The organism is Chryseobacterium aurantiacum, from assembly GCF_003020585.1.
Classification (GTDB): domain Bacteria; phylum Bacteroidota; class Bacteroidia; order Flavobacteriales; family Weeksellaceae; genus Chryseobacterium; species Chryseobacterium aurantiacum.
This window is the reverse complement of sequence record NZ_PXUE01000001.1, coordinates 694,561-716,925: the sequence shown is the minus strand read 5'-3', so window position 1 is coordinate 716,925 and position 22,365 is coordinate 694,561. Positions and strand designations below refer to the sequence as shown.

The following is a 22,365-nucleotide window of genomic DNA, read 5'->3' as shown; positions in this document are numbered from 1 at the left end:
TTACGTTAAGGCCATATTAATTTTTTGAAACATAAAAATTAAATCGCTGGTTCAGAAAATATTGTAAAAAATTTAAGAAACATTTATTGATTTTTTATTCTTTTGGTACAAATTTTATTATTACATTTGATTGTATAACAACATTAAAATAAATATACAATATGAAAAAAACTATCGCAATGGCTGCATTAGCTGTAGCTGTATCTTTCGGGGCAGTTTCTTGTAAAAAGAAAATTTCTGATGCTGATCTTCAGACCCAAGCTACAACTGTAGTAACTTCTAATCCCAATGCTTCTGTTGAAGTAAAAGAAGGTGTGGCTCACTTAAGCGGAACTTTCGTTGATCAACAATCTAAAGATGCAATGATTGCACAATTAAAAGCAATCAATGGAGTAAAGGATGTAATGGATATGTCTAAAGTTGAGGCAGCTCCTGTTGTTGCACCTGTAGAGACTACATCTGCAGTAGACCCTGCTATCCAGAAAAAAGTTCAGGATGCTGTTAAAGATTTCCCTACTGTAAAAGTAGAAGTAGTAAATAATGAGCTTACTCTTACAGGAAATGTTTCTAAAGAACAAGCTAAAAAAATTAAGCAGTCTGTAGACGCTTTAAAAGTAGGTAAAGTAAAATATAACTACACTGTAAAATAATTAAATTAAGATGAGTACATTACAAGATAAATATTCAAGCGTAGTTGCAGCGGCTCAGTCTGCTGGAATTTCAAATCTTCAGGTTCAGGAGCAAGACGGAATTTTATATGTTTCCGGTGGTGCTTCCAATTCTGCAGCAAAAGATGCTGTTTGGAATGCTTTAGGTGCTATTGATTCTACTTATTCTGCATCAGATATTAATATTGATGTACAGGTAGAAGGTCTTGCATCAGGAGCTTCTTTAACTGTAGCTACAGAAGATTCTAACCTAAACATCAGACAGGAGCCTTCCACAGAAGCTGCTGTTGTAGGTAAAGCTGCAAAAGGATCTTCAGTAACTTTAATTGAACAAACTTCTGATGACTGGTGGAAGGTAAAAAATGCTGACGGACAGGAAGGATATGCTTATTCAAGATATTTGAAAGCATAATTTCATTAAAAAAAATAATTTTTGAAATATTTTTAAAGAAACATCTCCATGAGGAGATGTTTTTTTATTTTTACCGCTTTGAAAAGAACTTAATGAAGAAAATTATTCTGCTACTGATCTTGATATTCAATGTCCTGATTCTCCATGCTCAGAAATTGTATATTGACGGAAAAGTATCTGATTTTGAGAAAAAACCGCTGGAAAATGCCACAATATATCTTTTAAAACAAAAAGACTCCTCCATTGTCAATTACACCTCTACCAATAAGGAGGGTAAATTTTCTTTGAAGATTGATGAAGTAAGAGAGCCATCTATACTAAAAATTGATGCTGAGAAATTATCTTATTCAAAGGCATTTGAAAAAATAGAACAGTCATTATCTTTGGGAGACATTGAACTTAGCAAAAAGGAGGTGATTACGATAGATGAGGTGAAAATCACTGTTTCTCCAGTAAAAGTAAAGAATGACACCATAGAATTCAATGCTTCGGCCATTAAAGTACGTCCTGACAGCAAAATTGAGGAGCTTTTGAAACAAATTCCAGGGGTAGAAATCGGCAATGATGGAAAAATCACAGCCAACGGAAAAGAAGTGGACCAGATTATGGTTAATGGAAAGCCATTTTTTGATAAGGATGGTAAAATTGCCCTGCAAAACCTACCTGCCGACATTATCAAAAATATCCAGTTTACGACAACCAAAACAAAAGAGGAAGAACTGAGTGGAAAACCTCCAAAGTCTCAAAATACAACCATTAATTTTAATATTGATGAAAAGAAAAACAAAGGTCTTCTTTCAAGACTTACACTGGGCTATGGATCAGATAAGCGCTATGAGGGAAGTGGATTGTTAAGTTATTTTAAAGGAGATTCCAAGATCAGTCTATTGGCTTCTTCTAATAATATTAATTCGAAAAGTATTTCTGCGGATGATGTTTTTGATAGCATGGGGCGTAGCAGAGGTTCGGGAACCCAAAACGGCAGTAGCGGAATTCAAAGGACTACTACTATTGGTCTTAATTATAATGATAAACTTGGCAATGATGCAGATCTGGATAACCTCAGTCTAAAGTATTCAAAGTCTGAGACGGAAACCCGTTCCAAGGTTTCAAAGACTACCCTTCTTCCGGAGTATACACTAAAAACCAATTCTGAAAGTAATGGTGACAATGAGTCGAATCAATATAGTTTTGAGGCTTCAGCAAGGATAAAGCTGGATTCGATGACCAACATTTATATAATGCCCTCTTTTTCAAAGTCCGAAAACTTCAGCTTCAACAGATCAGCATCTTCCACTTTGAGAGATGACAAACTCTTGAATGAAAGTACATCCTCCAGCCAAACCAATGGAGAAAGCAATATATTTTCACCTAATATTTATTTTACCAAAAATCTAAAGAAAAAAGGCCGTTCAATATCTGCCAACATCAACACTTCAATTTCTGAGACAAAAAATGATAATATCAACCAGTCTCAAAATACGTTTTACAAAGAATCTGATATTACCACAGACAACAGAAATCAATTGCAAAGAACACGGGGACAAAACAACAACTATACTTTCAGTACCGTCTATACAGAACCTATTTCTGATTCTGCAACGGTAAGCTTTGGCCTGCAATATAACTCAAAATTATCCCTCGATGTAAGGAATTTTAGTGATTTTGATCCTGCTACCGGGCAATATTCTCAATATAATACACGTCTTTCTAACAGTATGGACCAAAAGATCAATCAGCTTTCTCCGGAACTTTCTTTTTTCCTTTACAAAAAGAAGTTCAACACCTGGAGTACTGTTAATTTTGACATTTCAGATATGAAAGTAAAGTCCTTATTTAATGGGCAGCTATATGATCTTCAGAGAAGTTTTTTCCTACCCAAATACACGGTTAATTTTCAGTATGCTTTTTCTGACCGCAAAAGATTAACCTTAATGAATTCTTCCAACTTTAATATTCCTGATGTAGAAAAATTAATTCCTTACAGAGATGAAGCTGATCCGCTAGTAACCTATACCGGAAATCCTGATTTAAAAAATACATGGACCAACAGCAGCAATATTTCCTTTAGCAGCTTTAATATTGTAAATAATTTCAGCTATTATATTAATGCAGGTTTTACCTACAGAAACAATGATGTTACCCAATATTCTCAATATGACAACTCAGGAAAACAGATTGTAACCTACAGTAATATAAGTGGAAATAAAAACTTCAATGTAAGTTCAGGCTTAACCAAGACTTTTAAATGGAAAGACAATAAATTCAGCATTAATCCAAGGTTCAGTATGAATTATACTTACAACAACGGGTTTATTAATGGACAGCTTTTTAAAAGCAATTCATACAACTTCAATCCAGCACTGAATCTGAGCTATGAAATTAAGGATAAACTTACCATAAAACCATCCTATAAGCTTGGATACAGCTTTTCAAACTACTCCAATTACAGGGTAGACCAGGTGAATACTGCCAATCAGTCTCTAAAACTGGAACTCACCAATTACCTCTTTCAAAGCAGACTTGTCTTTGGTAATGATTTTGAATACAACACTAATTCTAATATTGCTCCAGGTTTCAAAAAAGATTTTTACTTCTGGAATACCAGTCTGGGTTATTCATTCTACAATAAGCAGTTTACAGCTAAAATAAAGGTTTATGATGTATTAAATCAAAATCAAAGTGTAAGAAGAACTATTACGGATTCTTATTTTGAAGACCGTGAAGATTTAATTCTGAAGCGATACATTATGTTTTCTCTCAGTATGAAGCTTAATAAATTTGCAGGTAAAAAAATGAAGAAAAAATAAATTTCTTACACCTATATCTTTTAGTCACAAAAATTTTTGAACACTAATACATCCTAAGATCTGACAAAGCTTTTTTTAACCATCTACCTATAAATTTTCATTATCAATAATAAAAAACTAAAACAAATTCATTTTAAAGGAAGATTCTCATTATAAAATACAATAACAGTGTTTTTTTATTTTTAAATTAGCCTCAAATTTTACTTATGAAGATTCATCTTTCAATTTTACTTATTCTCTTTTTCATTCTTGGAAAGGCTCAAAACGCTGAACAAAAAGATAGTTTTGTTAAAGACAATTTCACCAAGAAAGAATTTTATATTCCTATGCGTGACGGAATTAAGCTTTTCACAGCAGTATATATCCCCAAAGATATTTCCAGTAAAAATAAATATCCGTTCCTGATGCAGAGAACCTGCTACAGCATTGCTCCTTATGGTGAAAACGAATATAAGGCTAAGGTGGGACCTAACTCCTTTCTGATGAAAGACAAGTACATTTTTGTATATCAGGATGTGCGTGGAAGATATATGAGTGAGGGAACTTTTACCAATATGACTCCACAAGTGGAACATAAAACAAAAAAGGATGTGGATGAAAGTACAGATACTTACGATACCATTGAATGGCTTTTGAAAAACGTTAAGGACAACAATGGTAAAGCAGGGCAATTTGGAACTTCTTATCCCGGCTTTTATACAGCTGTAGGAACATTGGCACAACATCCTGCGCTGGTGGCTTCTTCTCCTCAGGCTCCAATTTCAGATTTCTGGAATGATGATTTCCTTCACAACGGAAAATTTATGTTGGGATATTTCAGAACATTTCCTGTTTTCGGAGTTCAGAAAACAAAGCCTGAGCAAAAGGCATGGTACATGGATTCTTTCATTAAACAAACTTCTGAGGATGGACTGAAATTTTACAGAGAACTGGGTACTTTGAAAGATGCCTATGAAAAATATTACAAAAATAATTTTTTCATGACGGAGATTATGAATCATACAAACTATGATGAATTCTGGCAGAAAAGAGGTCTTCTTCCTCACCTAAAAAATATAAACCATGCAGTGATGACTGTTGGAGGTTGGTTTGATGCAGAAGATCTATCCGGGCCTTTAAATATTTATAAAACGATAGAAAAAACAAGCCCAAAGGCAAAAAACACTATTGTAATGGGACCTTTCTCCCACGGTGGATGGTCTCAGGAGCAAGGGAAACATTTCCATAGTGAGACTTATTTCGGGGATAGCATTGCAACCTATTACCAAAAAAATGTTGAAACAAAATTCTTTAATCATTATCTGAAAGGAAATACCAAGGAAGATGCAGGCCTTCCCGAAGCTTTAATGTATGATACGGGAGCTAAAGAATGGAAAGAATTTGCTTCATACCCACCTAAAAATGCACAGAAAGTGAATTTTTACTTGTCTGATAAAACTTTAAAAAAGACTTCCGGTCAAGGATATTCTGAATATTACAGTGATCCTGCCAATCCGGTTTTAAGCTCTGATCATTTAAAAGATTTCAATGGTTTTACTCCAAAAAATTACATGTCGGAGGACCAAAGATTTGCAGTGGGGAGACCGGATGTACTCACGTTCACAACAGATGTCCTGACAGATGATATTGCTTTTGCAGGAGAGATTTTGGCTAAGCTGAATATTGCCTCATCATCTACAGATGCAGACTTTGCAGTAAAATTGATCGATGTTTATCCCGAAGATTTCAAACCCGCAGAAAAGAAAGACGGAGTAATCTATGGAAACTATCACCAGATGGTAAGAAGTGAAATTATGCCTGCAAGATTCAGAAATTCTAAAGAAAAAGGAGAAGCTTTGGTTCCTAACCAGAAAACAGCTGTGAATTTCAGGCTTCAGGATGTGGTTCACACATTCAAAAAAGGGCATAAAATTCAAATACAGATCAGCAGTACATGGTTCCCACTTTTTGCTGTAAACCCGCAGAAATTTATGGAGAATCCAAATTTTGCCTCCAAAGAAGATTACACTAAGGCATTTATCAAAATATATGATGACAGTTCCATTGAGGCTGAAATTTTAAAATAAACTGAAAAAGCTGTTCGTTGGAACAGCTTTTTATATTTTTAGGTTTTGGTTAAATCCCACTTCTATTGATAGACAAACTAATCATATACCTTTAATGAAAATCTAATTTCTAATATTCTTCTTCAATGGTTCTGAAAGTAAGATTCACTCTTGGGGTCTTTACTTTGGTGGTAGGAGGAAGCCTGTGAAGCCAATTATCCTGAGTTGATCCTTTCATGATTAATAAGCTTCCAGTTTCAAGGAATATTTCTATTTTTTCCTTTGTTCTTTTATGTTTAAATAAAAATTTTCTCTCTGCTCCAAAGGTTAAGGATGCAATGGCCCCATGTTTTTTCAAATCCGTTTCTCCATCACTGTGATAGGCCATTCCTTCGCTTCCGTCATGGTATAAATTAAGCAGACAGGAATTGTATGTTTCTCCGGAAATCTCTTCGCACTTTTGTTTTAATTTCAAAAGCTCAGGAGTCCAGGGTTTAGCAAATTTTGTTCTGTTTGAATAGGTATATTCAAAAGCTTTTTCTCCAAACCACGCTACTTTTCGTTTGGTTAAAATGAGTTTTCCGAAGATCACCGCCTCATCATTTTCCCAGGGAATTTGATTGAACAGATATTCATAATACAAATCAGATTCTTCTTTTGTGAAGACTTTTCCATAATAATGAACAGTTCCGTCATTCGGAAGAAGACTTAAGGGATAATCTGGTGTTTCGTCGAACAGGCTGAGCATAATACTTTGTTTTGTGAGGGGTAATAATTTCTAAACACAAATTTCACTAAAATTTTCACAAATAACACAATAACTGTTACTTAAAATTTTTGCAATCCATTTAAGAATAGATTTGTGAACTCTCCCAACCCACAATCATCTGCTTTCTGTCACTACCCCATCGGTATCCTCCAAGGTGACCGCTAGACTGAATGACACGGTGACACGGAATAAGAAATGCTACCGGATTGCTCCCAATTGCAGTTCCTACGGCTCTGGATGCTTTCGGATTTCCTATTCTTTCAGCAAGGTTACCATAAGTGGATAATTTTCCCATGGGAATGGTTAATAGACTTTCCCATACCTTAAGCTGAAAATCGGTACCTTTTAAGTGGAGTTTGATTGTATTAAGCCTTGTCCAGTCTTTATCGAATATGGACAATGCATTTTTTTGAAGAGTATCCTGTTTTTCAAAAAAAGAAGCATTAGGAAATTTATGTTTCAAATTTCCTAATGCTGATTCTTTATTGTTTTCAAAAGCCATATGGCAGATCCCTTTCTCTGTAGATGCTACCAAAATGTTTCCAAAAGGACTTTCAGAAAAACTATAGTTGATGGCAAGGCTTTTTCCTCCATTCTTATATTCTGCCGGAGACATTCCTTCTATTTTCACAAACAAATCATGAAGTCTGCTTGTACTGGAAAGCCCGGTTTCATAAGCGGTATCAAAGATACTTGCTTTTTCTTCCTTTAATAAGTTTTTAGCATGTTCAAGACTGATGAACTGCAAAAACTTCTTCGGACTTGTGCCTGCCCAATCTGTAAATATCTTCTGAAAATGGGCCGGACTCAAGTGAATATTCTCTGCCACTTCCTCCAAACTTGGCTGAAGTCTGAAATTGCTCTGGATATACTCTATCGCTTTGGCAATTCTATTATAATCTATCTGACTTTGTGTGGACATTTTACTTTGTTTTTACCTCACAAATTTCCAAAGAATATACGGCAGAAAAAATCCGATTCTTGCGGAATATTAGTTGTTGTTATAAATATCGTTATAAGCAAGCATTTTGTAATATAACTTCGCAGACAAGAAAGCTGTTGGCTTAGCCATTGGAGAATCCATTAATTCTACAATATCGAATGCTACTACATTACATTTTTCAAATACTCTTCTTAATAATTCTAACGTTGGGTACCATTGTAATCCACCCGGCTCAGGAGTTCCTGTAGAAGGTGCAATAGAAGGATCGAAAGCATCAAGGTCAATGGTAATATATACGTTTCCTGAAACTTTTTCTAATACATCATTGATCCAGTTTTCGTTGTTCGCAATTTCATGAGCAAAAAATACTCTTCCTTCCGGTAGATATTGAGCTTCTTCAGCATCCATAGAACGAATTCCCACCTGAACCAGGTTATGTTTTTGATTCGCTTCAAATACCGCACAAGCATGGTTGGAAGTTGAACCGTGGAAGTCGGGACGTAGATCTGTATGGGCATCCAATTGAAGAACTGTTAAATTCTCAAATTTCTCACCTACCGCACGAATAGAACCAATAGAAACAGAGTGCTCACCACCAAAAAGAGTGAATACTTTTCCTTCATTGTTCAAAAGTTCTTTTGTTTTTTGGTAAACAGCTTCAGTCATTGCCTCAGGGCTAGAATTTTCAGTCACTTCACCTGCCAGGTATACTCCCTGCAAAAATGGCTCAGTACCTGTTTCAATGTCATAAAGCTCCATATTTTCAGAAGCGTTTAAGAATAATTCAGGACCTTTATCTGCTCCTTTTCCCCATGTTGAAGTTCCATCATAAGGAACTGTTACCAACATTACCTTCGAATTCTCTAACGTTGCGTTTTCTTCGGGAATTCCTGCGTATGTTCTCATGCTTTATTTAAAAATTTTAATGTTGTAAAGATTGAAATATTAGCTGCAAAGATACGAAGAAAGTTATGAGTTTTGAAAATGTCTAATTTACAATTTAATACCCTCAATTAAAATTCAAAACCCAAAATCTTATATATGAAGTCCTATATCTTCCGTGTTGTCTCTTTCAACTTTAAAATCAAATAGCTATTTTTACAAAAAACTTTATATATGTCTTTAAAAGCTGTTCTTTTCGATATGGATGGGGTAATTGTAGACACAGAACCATTACATAGAAAAGCTTATTTCAAAACGTTTGATGAATTGGAAATTGCAGTTTCCGAAGATTTATACACCTCTTTTACCGGGGCTTCTACCAAAAGGGTTTGTGAAGCATTAATTAGTGAATATGACCTAAGCCATACCCATGAAGCCATTGCCGGAATCAAAAGATCTCACTTCAAGGATTATTTTTATAATGATGATGAGTTTGATTTAATTCCCGGAGTTCGAAAACTGATTGAGCATTATCATGAAAATGGAATCAAGCTTATTTTAGCTTCTTCTGCAACCATGACAACAATTAATATGGTTTTTGAAAAATTCGGACTTGAAAAATATTTTAGCGGGAAGATCAGTGGTGCCGATTTAAAGGAGTCCAAACCTCATCCTGAAGTTTTTTTACTGGCAGCTGAACTGGCGGAAGAACCTCTAGAAAACTGCATGGTTATTGAAGATTCTACTAATGGAATTCTTGCAGCCCACAGAGCCAAAATTTTCTGTGCTGCCTACAGAAGTCCACATTCAAAAAATCAGGATTATACTTTAGCGGATACTGTTATTTCAGATTATGAAGAACTTGAACTCGATAAGATTTCTAAATACTTTTAAAATAAAATGAGCTCTCAAAACTGAGAGCTCATTTTTTATATTGATTAGTCTTTCGATCCAGTAAAACAATAAGATTGTATTGTTTTCGTTTTTCAAAATAACCGGTTAAGATCTTATTTGTAGCCTAAAAGCTTCAATATATCTTCAGGTTCCTGTTTCTCACGGAAAACCTCATATTGTAATTCGCCATTTTCATCTTTCTGGATCAGGACGTGTCTTGGCTGAGGCATCAGACAGTGGTGTACTCCACCATATCCTCCAATGGTTTCCTGATATGCTCCGGTATGGAAGAAACCAATATACAATGGCTTCGTATCACTGAAAACAGGTAAATAAATAGCATTCGTATGCTGCTCAGAGTTATAATAATCATCTGAATCACACGTTAATCCTCCCAGGAATACTCTTTCATAAGTATCTTCCCAACGGTTTAGCGGAAGCATGATAAAGTGTCTTGAAATAGCCCAAGTATCAGGAAGCGTAGTCATGAAAGAAGAATCAATCATATTCCACTTTTCTCTGTCATTCTGACGTTTTTGGGAAATAATCTTATAAAGGTTAGCTCCACTTTCTCCAACGGTAAAACTTCCGAACTCTGTATAAATATTGGGTTCTTCTACCCCTTCTTCTTCACAGAACTTTTTGATTTGAGAAACAATTTCCTCTACCATATACTGGTAATCGTAATCAAAGTTTAATGAAGTTTTGATTGGGAAACCACCTCCAATATTCAAGGAATCTACTTCAGGAGCAATTTTCTTCAAACGTGCATATACACGAAGACATTTGTACAATTCATTCCAATAGTATGAAGTATCTTTAATCCCCGTATTGATAAAGAAGTGAAGCATCTTCAGTCTTGCATTCGGATGTTCGGCAATCTTCTGGCTGTAGTAAGGGATGATATCCTTGTACCCGATTCCAAGTCTTGAGGTATAGAATTCGAATTTCGGTTCCTCTTCAGAGGCAATTCTGATTCCGATATTGAACGTAGAATCTATACTTTCCGTAAGCTTATCAAGTTCGCGGTAGTTATCCAAAATTGGAGTAATATTTTCAAAACCATTATTAATCATATCTGAAATCTTCATCAGATAGTCATCCGTTTTGAATCCATTACAGATTACTTCAATGTTTTTATCTACCTTTTCTTTCTCATAAAGAGATTTAACAATATCCATATCATAAGCAGAAGAAGTTTCTATCGAAATATCATTCTTCAAAGCCTCTTCCAATACAAAATTGAAATGACTGGATTTTGTACAGTAACAGTAGGTATAATTCTTTTTATATTCGGTTTTCTCAAAAGCTTCTTTAAACCAGCTTTTGGCTTTCTGAATATTTTGAGAAATTCTCGGCAAGTAGCTAATCTTTAGCGGAGTGCCAAATTGCTCAACAACGTCCATCAATGGAACATCGTGAAACAACAAATTGTTCTCAGAAACATTAAACTCCTCAGTAGGAAAATATAATGTCTGATCAATAAGTTCCGAGTACTTTATTTTCATTTCTAAACAAGTGAATTAAGAAATGCAAAATTGCTAAAAAAGTTTGATTTTTGGATGTTAAAATTATTATAATTTTAAATAAAACCTCAATATTGCCTCTTACAGAAATTTATAACTGATAATCAATAGGTAAACTTTTGGATATATTCCTCTCTTTTCGTGTCAGAGATCCCCAAAACCTGCTGAATATAAGCGTCTGTGGAACCATACTTTTTATCAATCTCCCCAAAAGCGGCATCAAGATACCTTTTTTCCACCCAACTTAATTTTTCCAGCACCTTTAAATCCATCTTTGGATATAGAAAATGCAGGCGATTGGCCAGTCGAAGTCTTTTTTCCACCAAATTTTTTCTAAAGTTGTTGGACAAAAGATATTCGTTATAAATTGTTTCTTTATCAAACTTCAGTATTGTAAGAACCAGTGCTGTAACAATTCCTGTTCTGTCTTTACCTGCAGTACAGTGATAAAGAATAGGTTCTTTAGAATCCATTACCTCTGTAATGATGGTCTTTATCATTTCGGGATTTTCCGTAACGTACTCACGGTAAAAGTCTATCATCCTCTTGTCAGCATCTGAAGCATTCACTTTTCCTTTCAGAACAAGTTTTCTTGCCTGTGAAAGCTGATCGCCCTCGTCCTCAAAAGCTGAATATTTTTTATAAACTATTGCATTAGGCAAATGATCAGGTTTTTGAAATATCTCCTTTGAATTTCTAAGATCAATGATTTCTTTTATTCCTAATTTTTCAATCTGATCAAAAGATTTCTTTTTAAGCTTATGAAGATGGGCGCTTCTGTAAAAAACACCCTCTTTTAAGCTTCTTCCATCCTTGTTTTTAATATCACTTACTGCACGGAAATTATGAACCTTTTTGATCTTAATTTCTTTTTCCGTTTCATTTTTACCATATTCCGGCATTTCAAAATTCTGTGTTTTACAAGAGAAAACACAGAATAATGAAATCGTAAAAACTGATATTTTAATTATTTTTTTCAATATATTTTCGGATATTCTATTTCGTTACTTCCTACAAAAAATAATAAATCTCCAGATTCATACTGAACAGTCACTTCATCTTCAACAGCAAAATTTCGGGTTCCTATTCTTGAAGTGATGCTTAGGCTTCCGTTTGTTAAAGGCCAGTTAAGCCCTGTTGTTGTTATATGATCAACAGATGGAAAAGGATAAAGAGAAATCATTCTGTTCTTTACTCCTTTCAATGTAAAATTGTTGGGAATAAAATAATATTCAGAAAACTCATCATAAAATTTAATGCTCATACGGTCTTTAAATGCAAAAGCAACGGTAAGATTTCCAAGAAAATGGTCTTGTTCTCCACCACTTCCTCCGAAAACATCTACCTCTGAATTTCCTTTTTCTAAAATAATTTCCAACGCTTTGTGAAAATCTGTTTTGTCCTGATCCAAGGTAAGAATAAACTTTTCCTGATACACGTTTTCATCCGATCCACAATGAGAATCAAAGTCACCGGATATAAAATCCAGTTTATCCAGAGGAAATCCCATTTTTTTCAGATAGTGAAAAGCACCATCTGTACAGGCAATCAGGTTATAATTATCCAGATCCGGAAAAGATTTTGGAGCGTCTCCGTTGATGAAAAGTAATGCTTTATCTCTCATTCGGGTTCCAGTATTCTTCCGGTTCGTTATTTACTTTTGAAATATATCTTGCTAGTACAAAAAGATAATCTGATAGTCTGTTTAAATATTTAATTAATTCCGGACGTACTTCTTCTGCTTCGTTAAGGAATACCAATGAACGTTCTGCTCTTCTGCAAATGGTTCTGGCAGCATGTAGAAATGTTGCAGGTTTTCCACCACCCGGAAGAATAAAATATTGAAGAGGTTCCAATTTTCCTTCAAAAGCATCCATCCACTGCTCCAATTCTTCAATCTCTGTTTCTGAGATAATGATAGGAAGACGTGATTTTCCGTTAGCTAACATCAATTTATCCGCCGGTGTTGCTGCTTCAGAACCTACCGTGAATAAATCAAACTGTATTTTCTTCAACTGCTTCAAAACTTCTTCATCTTCAATATGGCTTTTAGCAATTCCGATGAATGAGTTCAGTTCGTCTATATTTCCATAGCTGTCCACTCTTGCACTGGCCTTGGAAACTCTTGTTCCCCCATATAATGCAGTCTGACCTTTATCTCCTGTCTTTGTATAAATTTTCATACTACTAAAATACTTTAATTTGTATAAAGTACAATGTAAAAAGTAAAATGTATTGATGATTATCACTCTATTCCAGCTGTATTTTATTCCGAAGAATAATGGAATGAAAATTCACCTATGATTTGCAATAAAAACGGCCGGTAAAAACCGGCCAATCCAAATTATTTATTTACCTCTACATATTGTATGATGGTCTGATTTTTTGGGTTGTAGATGATTGTACTACTGTGTGGAAATCTTTTTAGCTTGTAATATTCAATGCTTTTATCCGTTTTAATATCTTCTAAAAAGCTTGTATCAAAGGTGTTTTCCGGAAGAAATTTTGAGATGAGACTTATTTTACTAAGAATACTTTGTCCATCAATCTTCCTTGCTGATTTATCTGATTTACTTTCATCAGAAGTAGACTGCTTTTCTAAAAAAGGAATTATGGCCGCAATATCAGCTTTGTATTTAAAGATGTATCCCTCAGTTCCGGTAGGAAGCTTAAACTTCTTTCCTTTATCTTCTGAAACCATGGATCCTGAATTAGGAAAAACTTCATTAAATTTTACATCCTGAGAGTTGGTAAAAGAGTTAATGGATTCATTGACTGTTTTTTTAACGGTTTCTTCTACTGCTTCCTGTGCTTTTTGCTGCACTGTTTCGGTTGTTTTCTGAACTGTCTGGTCAATTTTTTCCTCAATTTTATTACATGATACTAATAAAAATGTAGTCACAACGGGCAAAATATACTTCTTCATAATTCTAATGGTCAATTTCTTTTTTATTAATATACTTTTCTTCTAACGGAAAAGTAGGTCTCAATATTTTAGCAAAGAAATAAAATATTTTTCAACATCAAAAATCCTACTGACAAACTGTTGTCATCACCCGCTCTTACCTTTGTATCAACAATAACAAACAAAAACAATACATTATGACAGCTACAGCCACACAACAATTCATGTCAACCGAGCAATTATTAAAACATTGGCAAGGACACAGAAACCTGACAAGAAGAGTGATCGAAGCATTTCCTGAAAAAGAATTATTTGAGTTTTCAATTGGAGGTATGAGACCGTTTGCTAAGTTAGCAGTAGAGCTTATCAGCATTGGAGGTATCGCTTTAAAGGGAATTGTTGAAAGCAATACGGAAGCTTATACTGAGGAAAGCTTTAATCCAAAAACAAAAGAGGATATTCTTAAAAAATGGGATGAAGAAACAGGGGTTATCAATCATTACTTCAACCAGATTTCTGAGGAGCGTCTTCAGGAAACATTCAACCTATTTGGTCAGTATGAATTCCCGGTATATGAAAACATTCTTTATTTTGTAGACAACGAAATCCACCACCGTGGACAGGGATATGTTTATCTGAGAGCTTTAGGAATTGAACCTCCTTTCTTCTGGGAGAGATTCTAATTAAAGTACAATAATTAAGGAAAGCTGATAAGCTGAGAAACAAGCTTGAATTTTCAATCTGATCTCAGCGGGTTAGCTTTATCAGCTTTCTTTCACTTTTTAACCATTTCATCTTTTTGCCTCAATTTACCTCAACACTCAGACTGTTGAGGTTTTATTGATGTCTTTCCTGCATTTTGGTGAGAAGCTCATTCAATTTTACACGAAGACTTTCCGGTTCTAAAACGGTAGCATAATCTGCAAAAGTGATGACCCATCTTGGAAATCCGCCGTCAATCCATTCTGTTTCAAAGGTCAGTTCTACGCCTTGATCTGTCTCTACTTCTTCGATTAAGCCATAATACTTTTTGGAATTCACCAGATGGGACATTATTTCTTTATCTACTAAAAGCTTCGCTCTTACCTTATTTCCATGTGATTTTCTATAATCATTAATCTGTCCATATTCCTGTAGAAAAGGAACCTGCGTCTTAGAAATCTGTAAAATTCTATCTACCCGAAACTGTCTGAAATCTTTTCTCAGGGTACAATACGCCATGATATACCAAAAATTAAATTCAAAAAAAATCCCAACCGCTTCAATGGTTCTGGTAGTTACCTTTGCATCTACCGTTTGATATTCAATATTTAACTGGGTTTTCTCTGCAATGCTTTCTAAAATAATAGGGATTACATTTTTCAGGGAATCTTCTTTCTGGGTATGAACATTAAAAACATCAATTTGTTTTTCAATATTCTGAATCAGGTTTTTATCTGAATACTTTAATACAGAACGTACTTTTTCCATCGCTGTCTGATAGTGATTTCCCAAACTTTGATGGGAAAATTTCTGCATAAGTTTTTCAGCAGTAATGAAACTCAAAACTTCTTCTTTTGTGAACATCACCGGAGGAAGTTTATAGCCATCCATCAAAGAATAGCCATTTCCCGCTTCTCCTACAATTGGAATCCCTGCATTTTCCAGTGTTTTTACATCACGGTAAATGGTTCTGATGCTGACATCGAACTTTTCGGCCAAATCCTGTGCCCTTACAACGGGCTTAGACTGAAGCTGGGTAAGAATAGCCGTTATCCGGTCGAGTTTTTTAAGATAGTGATCGTTCATGGATGTACCGTTTCTGACTGAAAGTTTATAGTTCGCAAAATTATTAATTATCTTTAAGAGTATTGACTAGTTTATCAAGATTTAAACTTCGTGCAGAAGCGTCAAAAATTTCACGGTACGTACCCTCCTTAGTATAAAGTTCATCATGAGTACCACTCTCTACCACTCTTCCTTTTTTCATAACATAGATCGTATCTGAATCTAAAATCTGGGACAAAGAGTGAGAAATAATAACAACTGTTCTTCCCTCTTTTATGGCATCCAGAGAATTCTTTATCTGTTCTGTGGCAATGGCATCCAAGCTCGCCGTAGGTTCATCCAAAAAGATGATGGGAGGATTCTTTAGAAATAACCTTGCAATGGCAATTCTCTGTTGCTGTCCTCCTGAAAGCTGGGTTGCATCATGCTTATATCCATCCGGGAGATCCAGAATCTGATCATGAAGATATGCTTTTCTGGCAGCATCCTGAATTTGCTCAAAGTCTGCATTCATATCTCCGTAGCGGATATTATCTTCAATACTTCCCTGAAAGATGTGATTCTTCTGAAGAACGAGCCCAAGGTCACTTCTCAGAAAAGTATTATCATATTCGTTTAGGTTGACATCATCCAATACAATTTCTCCGAAATCAGGAAGATAGAATTTACATAAAAGATTGATGACTGTTGATTTTCCTGCTCCACTCAACCCTACCAATGCGGTTGTTTTCCCATTTTCAATTTTCATGGAAACATTATGAAGTGCTTTTGTTCCGTTTGGATAGGTAAAGTCTACATTCTTAAGTTCAAAGGTTCCCTTTATTTCTTTTTCTACAAAACTTCCGTTCTGCTCGGTTTCATTATCTGCATTAAGAATATCAAAATACCCCTCAGCATAGATCATTGCATCATTCATATCATCATAAATTCTGTGCAGCTGACGAATTGGCGCTGAAACATTATTAAAAAGCATAATATGAAGCATGATTGCCCCAATGGTCATCTGCTGATCAAGCACCAGATAAACAGTCAAAAGAATGATTAAAACCACTCCAAACTGTTCAATGAAAGTTTTTAATCCATCATAAATAAAATTGATTTTCCTGGTAAACATCTGGCTCTCCATCAACTGCATCTGCAGATCGTATTGTTTTTTTCCCTCAAATTTTTCACGGACAAAACTTTTAATCACCATGATAGAATTGATGAGGTTTAAAAGACCTGAAGTCTTCTTTTCTCTTTGGTTTCTAAGCTGGCGACGTACTCCGCCTAGTTTCTTAGCCTGTAAAGAACTTATATAAAAATAAATGGGTACAATAATCGTGGAAACGGCTCCTACATACACATTCTGCATATACATGATGATCAGCGCAATAATTGCATTGGAGAAAAGCGGTAGAATATCAATGAAAAAGTTTTGTACCAGCTTTGTAAGACTTTCAATACCACGATCAATTCTGATTTGCAGTTTTCCTGATTCATGGTTTTCATCATTAAAATAAGCAACTTTATAGGTCAGAATTTTATCAATTGCTGATTGAGCAAGTACAGAACTGACATTGATTCTTATTTTTTCTCCATAAAATTTCTGTCCGAAGTTGATAAAAATATTCAGCAGTTCCTTTCCCAGTAAGATAATGGAGATAATAATCAGAATATGAATTCCCTCTGTCATCGGATGTGGAAGGTGGGTAAGCTTGGTAACCTCATCCACGGTATATTTCAAAACAATCGGGTTTACTTGTGCTGCCAAAGCACCAAGAAAAGTAAGAAACAAGGTTCCATAGATCATTAACCGGTAAGGCCTGATGAATGGAACAAGTTGTTTATAAATACCAAATAAAGTAACTGTTCTGTTAAAAGGTTTTGCCATGAATCATAGTATAGGTCCTAGTAAAATTAAACCTTTTTTAAAACAATTCATAGAAAAACCAGGCTTAATACCGGCTTATTTTTCCATCTGGACCCAAACCATTTAAATCCTCTTGCATTCAAAATGATTTTCCTCATTTCGGAAGTTTATTCTCCTCCACTTTATTTTTTGGAAATGCATGTTTTTTAATTGTTGCATTTAAAATACAACAATTAATATTTTTTTGTACATTTGTACCATCATATAAAAAAAGACCTGATGAATAACGAACAAAAAGCACTTGTAAAGGCAACAGTACCGGTTTTAAAAACGAATGGAACCGATTTAACAAAACATTTTTATACAAGGATGTTTACACACAATCCTGAACTGAAAAATATTTTCAATATGAGTAACCAGGCTAGCGGAAAACAGCAGAATGCTTTAGCCGGAGCTGTATTAGCATATGCTGAGCAAATTGAAAATCCTGAAGTTCTTATCAATGTTTTAAGATCTATCGGAAATAAGCATGTAAGCTTAAATATTAGCCCGGAACAATATGATATTGTTGGACTTCATTTGATTTCATCCATAAAAGAGGTTCTTGGGGAAGCCGCAAATGATCAACTGATAGAAGCCTGGACACAAGCCTACAATGAATTGGCTCAAATTATGATTTCTATTGAACATGAACTTTACCAATCTACCCTGCAAAAGGATGGAGGATGGAAAGGATGGAGAGCGTTTGTAATTGCAGATATTGTGGAAGAGAGCAGTGAAATTAAATCATTCTATCTAAGTCCTAAAGATAATAAAGCCATTGCAGATTATCTTCCTGGTCAGTATATTTCGGTGAAGACATTTGTTCCTGCATTAGGCCACGAGCAGCCAAGACAGTATAGTTTATCATCTGCCTTCAATCCTGATTATTACAGAATATCCGTGAAGAGAGAGAAAAACATTCAGAATTTGCCTGATGGGGTTGTTTCAAATGTATTGCATCAAAAAATGATTGGAGATGAAATATGGGTCAGCGCCCCAGCCGGTGTTTTTTATGCCAATCCAATATCTGAAGATCCATTAGTATTAATAAGTGGTGGCGTTGGGGTAACTCCATTGCTGAGTATGCTGGAAACTAAAAAAAATACGTTGCAGAATAACACCGTAGTCTGGCTTCATAGCTGTAGAGATGAAAATGTACATGCATTTAAAGATCATGTAAATCAATTAAACACTAGTAATCAATGGCTTACTACTCATGTTTTTTATGAAACTATTGAAAATGAGTCTGATTTTGCAAGAAAAGGGCGAATAGACTTACACGAAATTAAAGAGGAAATTCTTATTGATAAGGCAAAGTATTATATTTGTGGACCCGAAGCATTTATTAAAGCTCAATATAATTCTTTATTACAGCTAGGCATTGCCAAAGAAGATATTCTCTATGAGGAGTTTGGGCCTCAACTGCTTCATCTAAATTAACAATCAATGAAACTGAACCATTTTACCGACTATAGTTTACGAGTATTAATTTATCTAAATCAAAATGATAAGGCTTCTTCATGTTCTTTGGATGAATTATCCGGAAAACTGAATATACTTCGTAATCATCTTATTAAAGTGGTTCAGTTTCTAGCTCAAAAAGACCTAGTCATAACGAAAAGAGGAAAAAATGGTGGAATTACCATTTCTGAAAAAGCTAATAAGACTGGATTAGGAAGTCTCATCCATCTATTGGAACAGGATGACACCCCCATCATCAATTGTTTTGCAAAATCTTGTGTGTTTGTTTCCTATGAGTGTAAATTAAAATCATTTTTGGACACTGCTTACCAAGCTTTTATCGACAGTATGAACCAGCATCATTTATCTGACCTCGCTTTTAACCATTGGGAAATTATCTTTGCCAATCAGAAAAATGCAACAAACAATAATTAAAAGCCTGTTTATTACGGCTATCATCACTTTTACATTAAGCTCATTACACAATAGTGAAAAGATTTATGACGAATGTTTTATATATGACTGGTTAGAGGCATGGTCTATTGCACTCACAATCACTTTAACATTCAATATTCTTATTTTTCCCAATTGTAAATTCATGAGAAAAAACTGAGCAAGTTCATTAAAAGTTTTGCTATAAAATTTGTCTTACCCTTCGTACATATAGGTAGTAAGATAATGCAGCTCAGGTTTGCTTACCTCTTTAGATTCGGCTTCTGCCTGCTCCAGTGAATAATTGCTATTGATTTCTTTTTTCTGGAACACAAATGAATTGTTCACATTCTTATCTACAACATCATTAAAGATATGCTCAATCTCAGAATTAGCTAATGAAGCAAAACTCATATCCTCAAAGCCATACATAAGTCTCAGGTCATCATATTGCTTAAAGTTTTCATTCACAAATCCTTGCAATTGAGATTTTGAATCAAAATTACCTGCCCAGATATTATAGGCATATTTTTTCTTTTTCGGTTTATCAAGAATACTTTGATATACGAAGTTTTCACCAAGATACGCCTCTCTTACCTGAGGATCATTGGCAAGGTCTTCCGGAAGCCCTTCTTTCAGGATCTTTCCTTCAAACATAATGTATGTTTTGTTGGTAATAGCTAAAGTCTGCTGTACGTTGTGGTCTGTAATCAGAATTCCTATATTTTTATCTACTAAACTTCTTACAATTTTCTGGATATCTTCTACCGCAATCGGGTCAACCCCAGCAAATGGTTCATCCAAAAGAATAAAGTTCGGGCTTGTAGCAAGACAACGGGCAATTTCCGTTCTACGTCTTTCTCCTCCGGAAAGTAGATCACCTCTGTTTTTACGAACATGCTGCAAAGAAAATTCTTCAATAAGTTCATCACACTTGATCTGCTGCTCGCGTTTTGAAAGCTTCGTCAGCTGCAATACTCCCATGATATTTTCTTCTACGGATAATTTTCTGAATACTGAAGCCTCCTGTGCCAGATAACCAATTCCTTTTTGGGCTCTTCTGTACATAGCATCAGTGGTAATTTCCTGCTTATCCAGAAAAATCTTCCCTGAAGTAGGCTTAACCAACCCTACAATCATGTAAAACGATGTGGTTTTACCTGCCCCATTCGGACCTAGCAAACCAACAATTTCTCCCTGCTGAACCTGTACAGAAACGCCTTTTACAACTTTTTTAGGACCGTATTCTTTGATTAAGTTTTCTCCTCGTAAAATCATAGGGCAAATATATCAAAAATGCAAACAAGTTTGCATGCCCCCTACGCTCTTTATCTCTAGTTTATGATAATCAATAAAATTTTTTACACTTTTTATGATTAAAACTGGCAAACAGACTCTTTACTTACCGGTACTTACTAATCTTCATACATCGTAAAATGTTCTGTTTTCTTTACTATTTTTTTCTTTTTCATTACCTCAACTGTAAATGTACTTTTATAAAAACCGTCTTTGAATAGTGTAAATTTCTCTTCATCTATAGCAAATACGTTGTTATTAAGTTTAGATAAATCTGTTTTCCACTGCGGATATTCCACATCCATTTCCCAGGATGCCCTGTCCGGATATTTTCCATGAATCACATCCAAAAGTGGCGACCCGGGCAGAAAAACGATGTCCGGATATTGTAAACTGAGGTTTTTGGCTTCCATAATGTACTCATATTCTTTTTCGGGAATCAACAACCCGGAAACTGCAGGAATATTCTTTGTGAATACGTAATGGGAAGAAAATATACTTTCAGAAAAATAGGGAAATTTTAATCTGGTCAGTAAAAATGAGCTTAGGGACAACATCCATAAAACTCCAAAAAAACGGGTTTTATCTTCCAGAAATTTAATCAGTAAAATAAACACTAAAAATGTAGGATTATTGGCTCCCCATGAAATAGTGGAAGCCCAGCCCAGAAGAAGTAAAAAGAATATATTTTTTTCAGAGGAATTATATTTAAAAAATAAAACCATCAAAAGTAGAAATAATGTATTAATCCCAATGAAAACTCCATTATTAAATAGTGGATAGATGATTATAGCAGGAAAAATGATCAATAAAATATTCTCAATAATTTCTTTTTTAATCTTAATCAGATAAATCGTAACCAGGCAACCAATGAATAGTGCAGAGTGCCATTTGCTTTTAAATAAATATGGAGCAATGCTGCTATCATAAAAACTTGAAGCTATGGAAGGGTTAAAAACGAGATTCCAAAATGAAGTAAAGTTTTCAATAATATGGTATTGAAAAACAGCAAATATCAACACAAGAAAAGATACACAGGAAACGATGATATCATTTCTGACAAGGCTATTTTTTTTCAATATATCTTTCAATACAAAAAGAGACATAATACCGGTAAAAACAAAAAAAGATTGCTTGGTAAGTGCCGTGATCGCTAAAAACACCAATGTACTCAGCAGCCATTTCTTCTTATAAAAATAAAGAGAAAGTGCGCCGAAAAACAGGCCGTCAACCGTATGCCATGGCATAATTGGAAAGACATTGACAAAGCAAATCACATAAAGGAAACTGATCTCGTATCTGATTTTATCAAAAAGTAATTTCTGAAAAATCAATCCTGTAATAAAACATTGTATAATGAATAAAACCCGGCATGTCAAAATAAAATAGGGAGATGTGGCGGGAATCCATTTAAGCAGAAAATCCCAAAAGATGAGAGTAAAAAAAGGACGGATATAATCAAAATCCTTATACATTTCCTGTCCTTGTTGCAACCGCCCTACCATTGAGGGAATAAAGCCCAGATCAAACTGATCAATACTATAAATACATATAAAGAAAAGATAGATTACTGATAAAATACCCAGCACGTATTGAAAAGGTTTTCTAAGGTTTTCTTTAAAAGTGATATTCATTAACTTTTATATATTTTATTGGATGAC

General features: G+C 34.7%; 19 protein-coding genes and 1 pseudogene. 8 read left to right on the top strand and 12 right to left on the bottom strand.

The genetic code is table 11. The features are described from left to right. The first annotated feature begins 161 nt into the window (after positions 1 to 161). The 4 genes from C7D53_RS03275 (at position 162) to C7D53_RS03260 (ending at position 5,956) form a co-directional block, all read left to right on the top strand. On the top strand, positions 162 to 650 hold the full coding sequence (locus tag C7D53_RS03275) for a BON domain-containing protein (protein WP_106914952.1): 489 nt from the start codon (positions 162 to 164) through the stop codon (positions 648 to 650). A 10-nt stretch (positions 651 to 660) separates the two neighbouring features. Further along, a complete protein-coding gene (locus tag C7D53_RS03270) occupies positions 661 to 1,080 on the top strand; it encodes an SH3 domain-containing protein (protein WP_076352535.1) in 420 nt (139 codons plus the stop codon). 92 nt (positions 1,081 to 1,172) lie between these two features. Next, positions 1,173 to 3,890 (top strand): outer membrane beta-barrel protein, encoded by a 2,718-nt coding sequence (locus C7D53_RS03265; protein WP_106915556.1) that lies wholly within the window; start codon positions 1,173 to 1,175, stop codon positions 3,888 to 3,890. A gap of 206 nt (positions 3,891 to 4,096) precedes the next feature. Continuing rightward, positions 4,097 to 5,956, top strand: a complete 1,860-nt coding sequence (locus C7D53_RS03260) for a CocE/NonD family hydrolase (RefSeq protein ID WP_106914951.1) — start codon at positions 4,097 to 4,099, stop codon at positions 5,954 to 5,956. Positions 5,957 to 6,065: 109 nt separating this feature from the next. Here C7D53_RS03260 and C7D53_RS03255 read toward each other — a convergent pair whose 3' ends face one another. The 3 genes from C7D53_RS03255 to speB all read right to left on the bottom strand — a co-directional run bounded on the left by C7D53_RS03255 (position 6,066) and on the right by speB (position 8,553). Next, entirely contained in the window at positions 6,066 to 6,683 is a 618-nt protein-coding gene (locus C7D53_RS03255) for an alpha-ketoglutarate-dependent dioxygenase AlkB family protein (RefSeq protein ID WP_106914950.1), read from the bottom strand. Between the two features lie 100 nt (positions 6,684 to 6,783). Beyond that, positions 6,784 to 7,626 carry a bifunctional helix-turn-helix domain-containing protein/methylated-DNA--[protein]-cysteine S-methyltransferase gene (locus C7D53_RS03250; protein ID WP_106914949.1) on the bottom strand — a complete coding sequence of 281 codons (843 nt, stop codon included), beginning with the start codon at positions 7,624 to 7,626 and terminating at the stop codon, positions 6,784 to 6,786. Positions 7,627 to 7,695: 69 nt separating this feature from the next. Then, on the bottom strand, positions 7,696 to 8,553 hold the full coding sequence (speB, locus tag C7D53_RS03245; RefSeq protein WP_106914948.1) for an agmatinase: 858 nt from the start codon (positions 8,551 to 8,553) through the stop codon (positions 7,696 to 7,698). A gap of 210 nt (positions 8,554 to 8,763) precedes the next feature. Here speB and C7D53_RS03240 point away from each other — a divergent pair, with 210 nt between their 5' ends. Then, the gene (locus tag C7D53_RS03240) at positions 8,764 to 9,423 is read left to right on the top strand and encodes an HAD family hydrolase (protein ID WP_106914947.1); all 660 of its coding nucleotides are present in this window, start codon (positions 8,764 to 8,766) and stop codon (positions 9,421 to 9,423) included. A gap of 113 nt (positions 9,424 to 9,536) precedes the next feature. Here the strand turns inward: C7D53_RS03240 and C7D53_RS03235 are convergent, their stop codons facing one another. From C7D53_RS03235 to C7D53_RS03215, 5 genes are all read right to left on the bottom strand, one after another. After that, positions 9,537 to 10,931 carry a type III PLP-dependent enzyme domain-containing protein gene (locus tag C7D53_RS03235; RefSeq protein ID WP_106914946.1) on the bottom strand — a complete coding sequence of 465 codons (1,395 nt, stop codon included), beginning with the start codon at positions 10,929 to 10,931 and terminating at the stop codon, positions 9,537 to 9,539. Positions 10,932 to 11,053: 122 nt separating this feature from the next. Next, complete coding sequence (locus tag C7D53_RS03230; protein ID WP_106914945.1) at positions 11,054 to 11,929, bottom strand: tyrosine-protein phosphatase; 876 nt, start codon at positions 11,927 to 11,929, stop codon at positions 11,054 to 11,056. Continuing rightward, positions 11,926 to 12,573: a thiamine diphosphokinase gene (locus tag C7D53_RS03225; protein ID WP_106914944.1), complete on the bottom strand. Its 648-nt coding sequence runs from the start codon at positions 12,571 to 12,573 to the stop codon at positions 11,926 to 11,928. Before C7D53_RS03225 ends, C7D53_RS03230 begins: the two co-directional genes overlap by 4 nt. After that, on the bottom strand, positions 12,563 to 13,132 hold the full coding sequence (locus C7D53_RS03220; protein ID WP_106914943.1) for a cob(I)yrinic acid a,c-diamide adenosyltransferase: 570 nt from the start codon (positions 13,130 to 13,132) through the stop codon (positions 12,563 to 12,565). Before C7D53_RS03220 ends, C7D53_RS03225 begins: the two co-directional genes overlap by 11 nt. A gap of 161 nt (positions 13,133 to 13,293) precedes the next feature. Beyond that, positions 13,294 to 13,875, bottom strand: a complete 582-nt coding sequence (locus C7D53_RS03215; protein WP_106914942.1) for a hypothetical protein — start codon at positions 13,873 to 13,875, stop codon at positions 13,294 to 13,296. Between the two features lie 176 nt (positions 13,876 to 14,051). Here C7D53_RS03215 and C7D53_RS03210 point away from each other — a divergent pair, with 176 nt between their 5' ends. After that, on the top strand, positions 14,052 to 14,537 hold the full coding sequence (locus C7D53_RS03210; RefSeq protein WP_106914941.1) for a DinB family protein: 486 nt from the start codon (positions 14,052 to 14,054) through the stop codon (positions 14,535 to 14,537). 154 nt (positions 14,538 to 14,691) lie between these two features. Here C7D53_RS03210 and C7D53_RS03205 read toward each other — a convergent pair whose 3' ends face one another. After that, positions 14,692 to 15,642, bottom strand: coding sequence for a helix-turn-helix transcriptional regulator (locus C7D53_RS03205; protein WP_106914940.1), 951 nt, complete (start codon positions 15,640 to 15,642; stop codon positions 14,692 to 14,694). A gap of 43 nt (positions 15,643 to 15,685) precedes the next feature. Continuing rightward, positions 15,686 to 17,413, bottom strand: coding sequence for an ABC transporter ATP-binding protein (locus tag C7D53_RS03200; protein ID WP_106915555.1), 1,728 nt, complete (start codon positions 17,411 to 17,413; stop codon positions 15,686 to 15,688). Positions 17,414 to 17,752: 339 nt separating this feature from the next. Between C7D53_RS03200 and hmpA the strand changes: the two genes are divergently transcribed. Together hmpA and C7D53_RS03190 are read left to right on the top strand one after the other, a co-directional pair. Next, positions 17,753 to 18,955 carry an NO-inducible flavohemoprotein gene (hmpA, locus tag C7D53_RS03195; RefSeq protein WP_106914939.1) on the top strand — a complete coding sequence of 401 codons (1,203 nt, stop codon included), beginning with the start codon at positions 17,753 to 17,755 and terminating at the stop codon, positions 18,953 to 18,955. Positions 18,956 to 18,961: 6 nt separating this feature from the next. Then, complete coding sequence (locus tag C7D53_RS03190) at positions 18,962 to 19,411, top strand: RrF2 family transcriptional regulator (RefSeq protein WP_106914938.1); 450 nt, start codon at positions 18,962 to 18,964, stop codon at positions 19,409 to 19,411. A gap of 549 nt (positions 19,412 to 19,960) precedes the next feature. On the opposite strand, the pseudogene lptB reads toward C7D53_RS03190, so the two are convergent. Next, a pseudogene (lptB, locus tag C7D53_RS03180) lies at positions 19,961 to 20,686 on the bottom strand (LPS export ABC transporter ATP-binding protein); the annotation flags it as partial. Between the two features lie 137 nt (positions 20,687 to 20,823). Then, positions 20,824 to 22,338, bottom strand: coding sequence for a hypothetical protein (locus C7D53_RS03175; RefSeq protein ID WP_106914935.1), 1,515 nt, complete (start codon positions 22,336 to 22,338; stop codon positions 20,824 to 20,826). Positions 22,339 to 22,365: the final 27 nt, after the last annotated feature.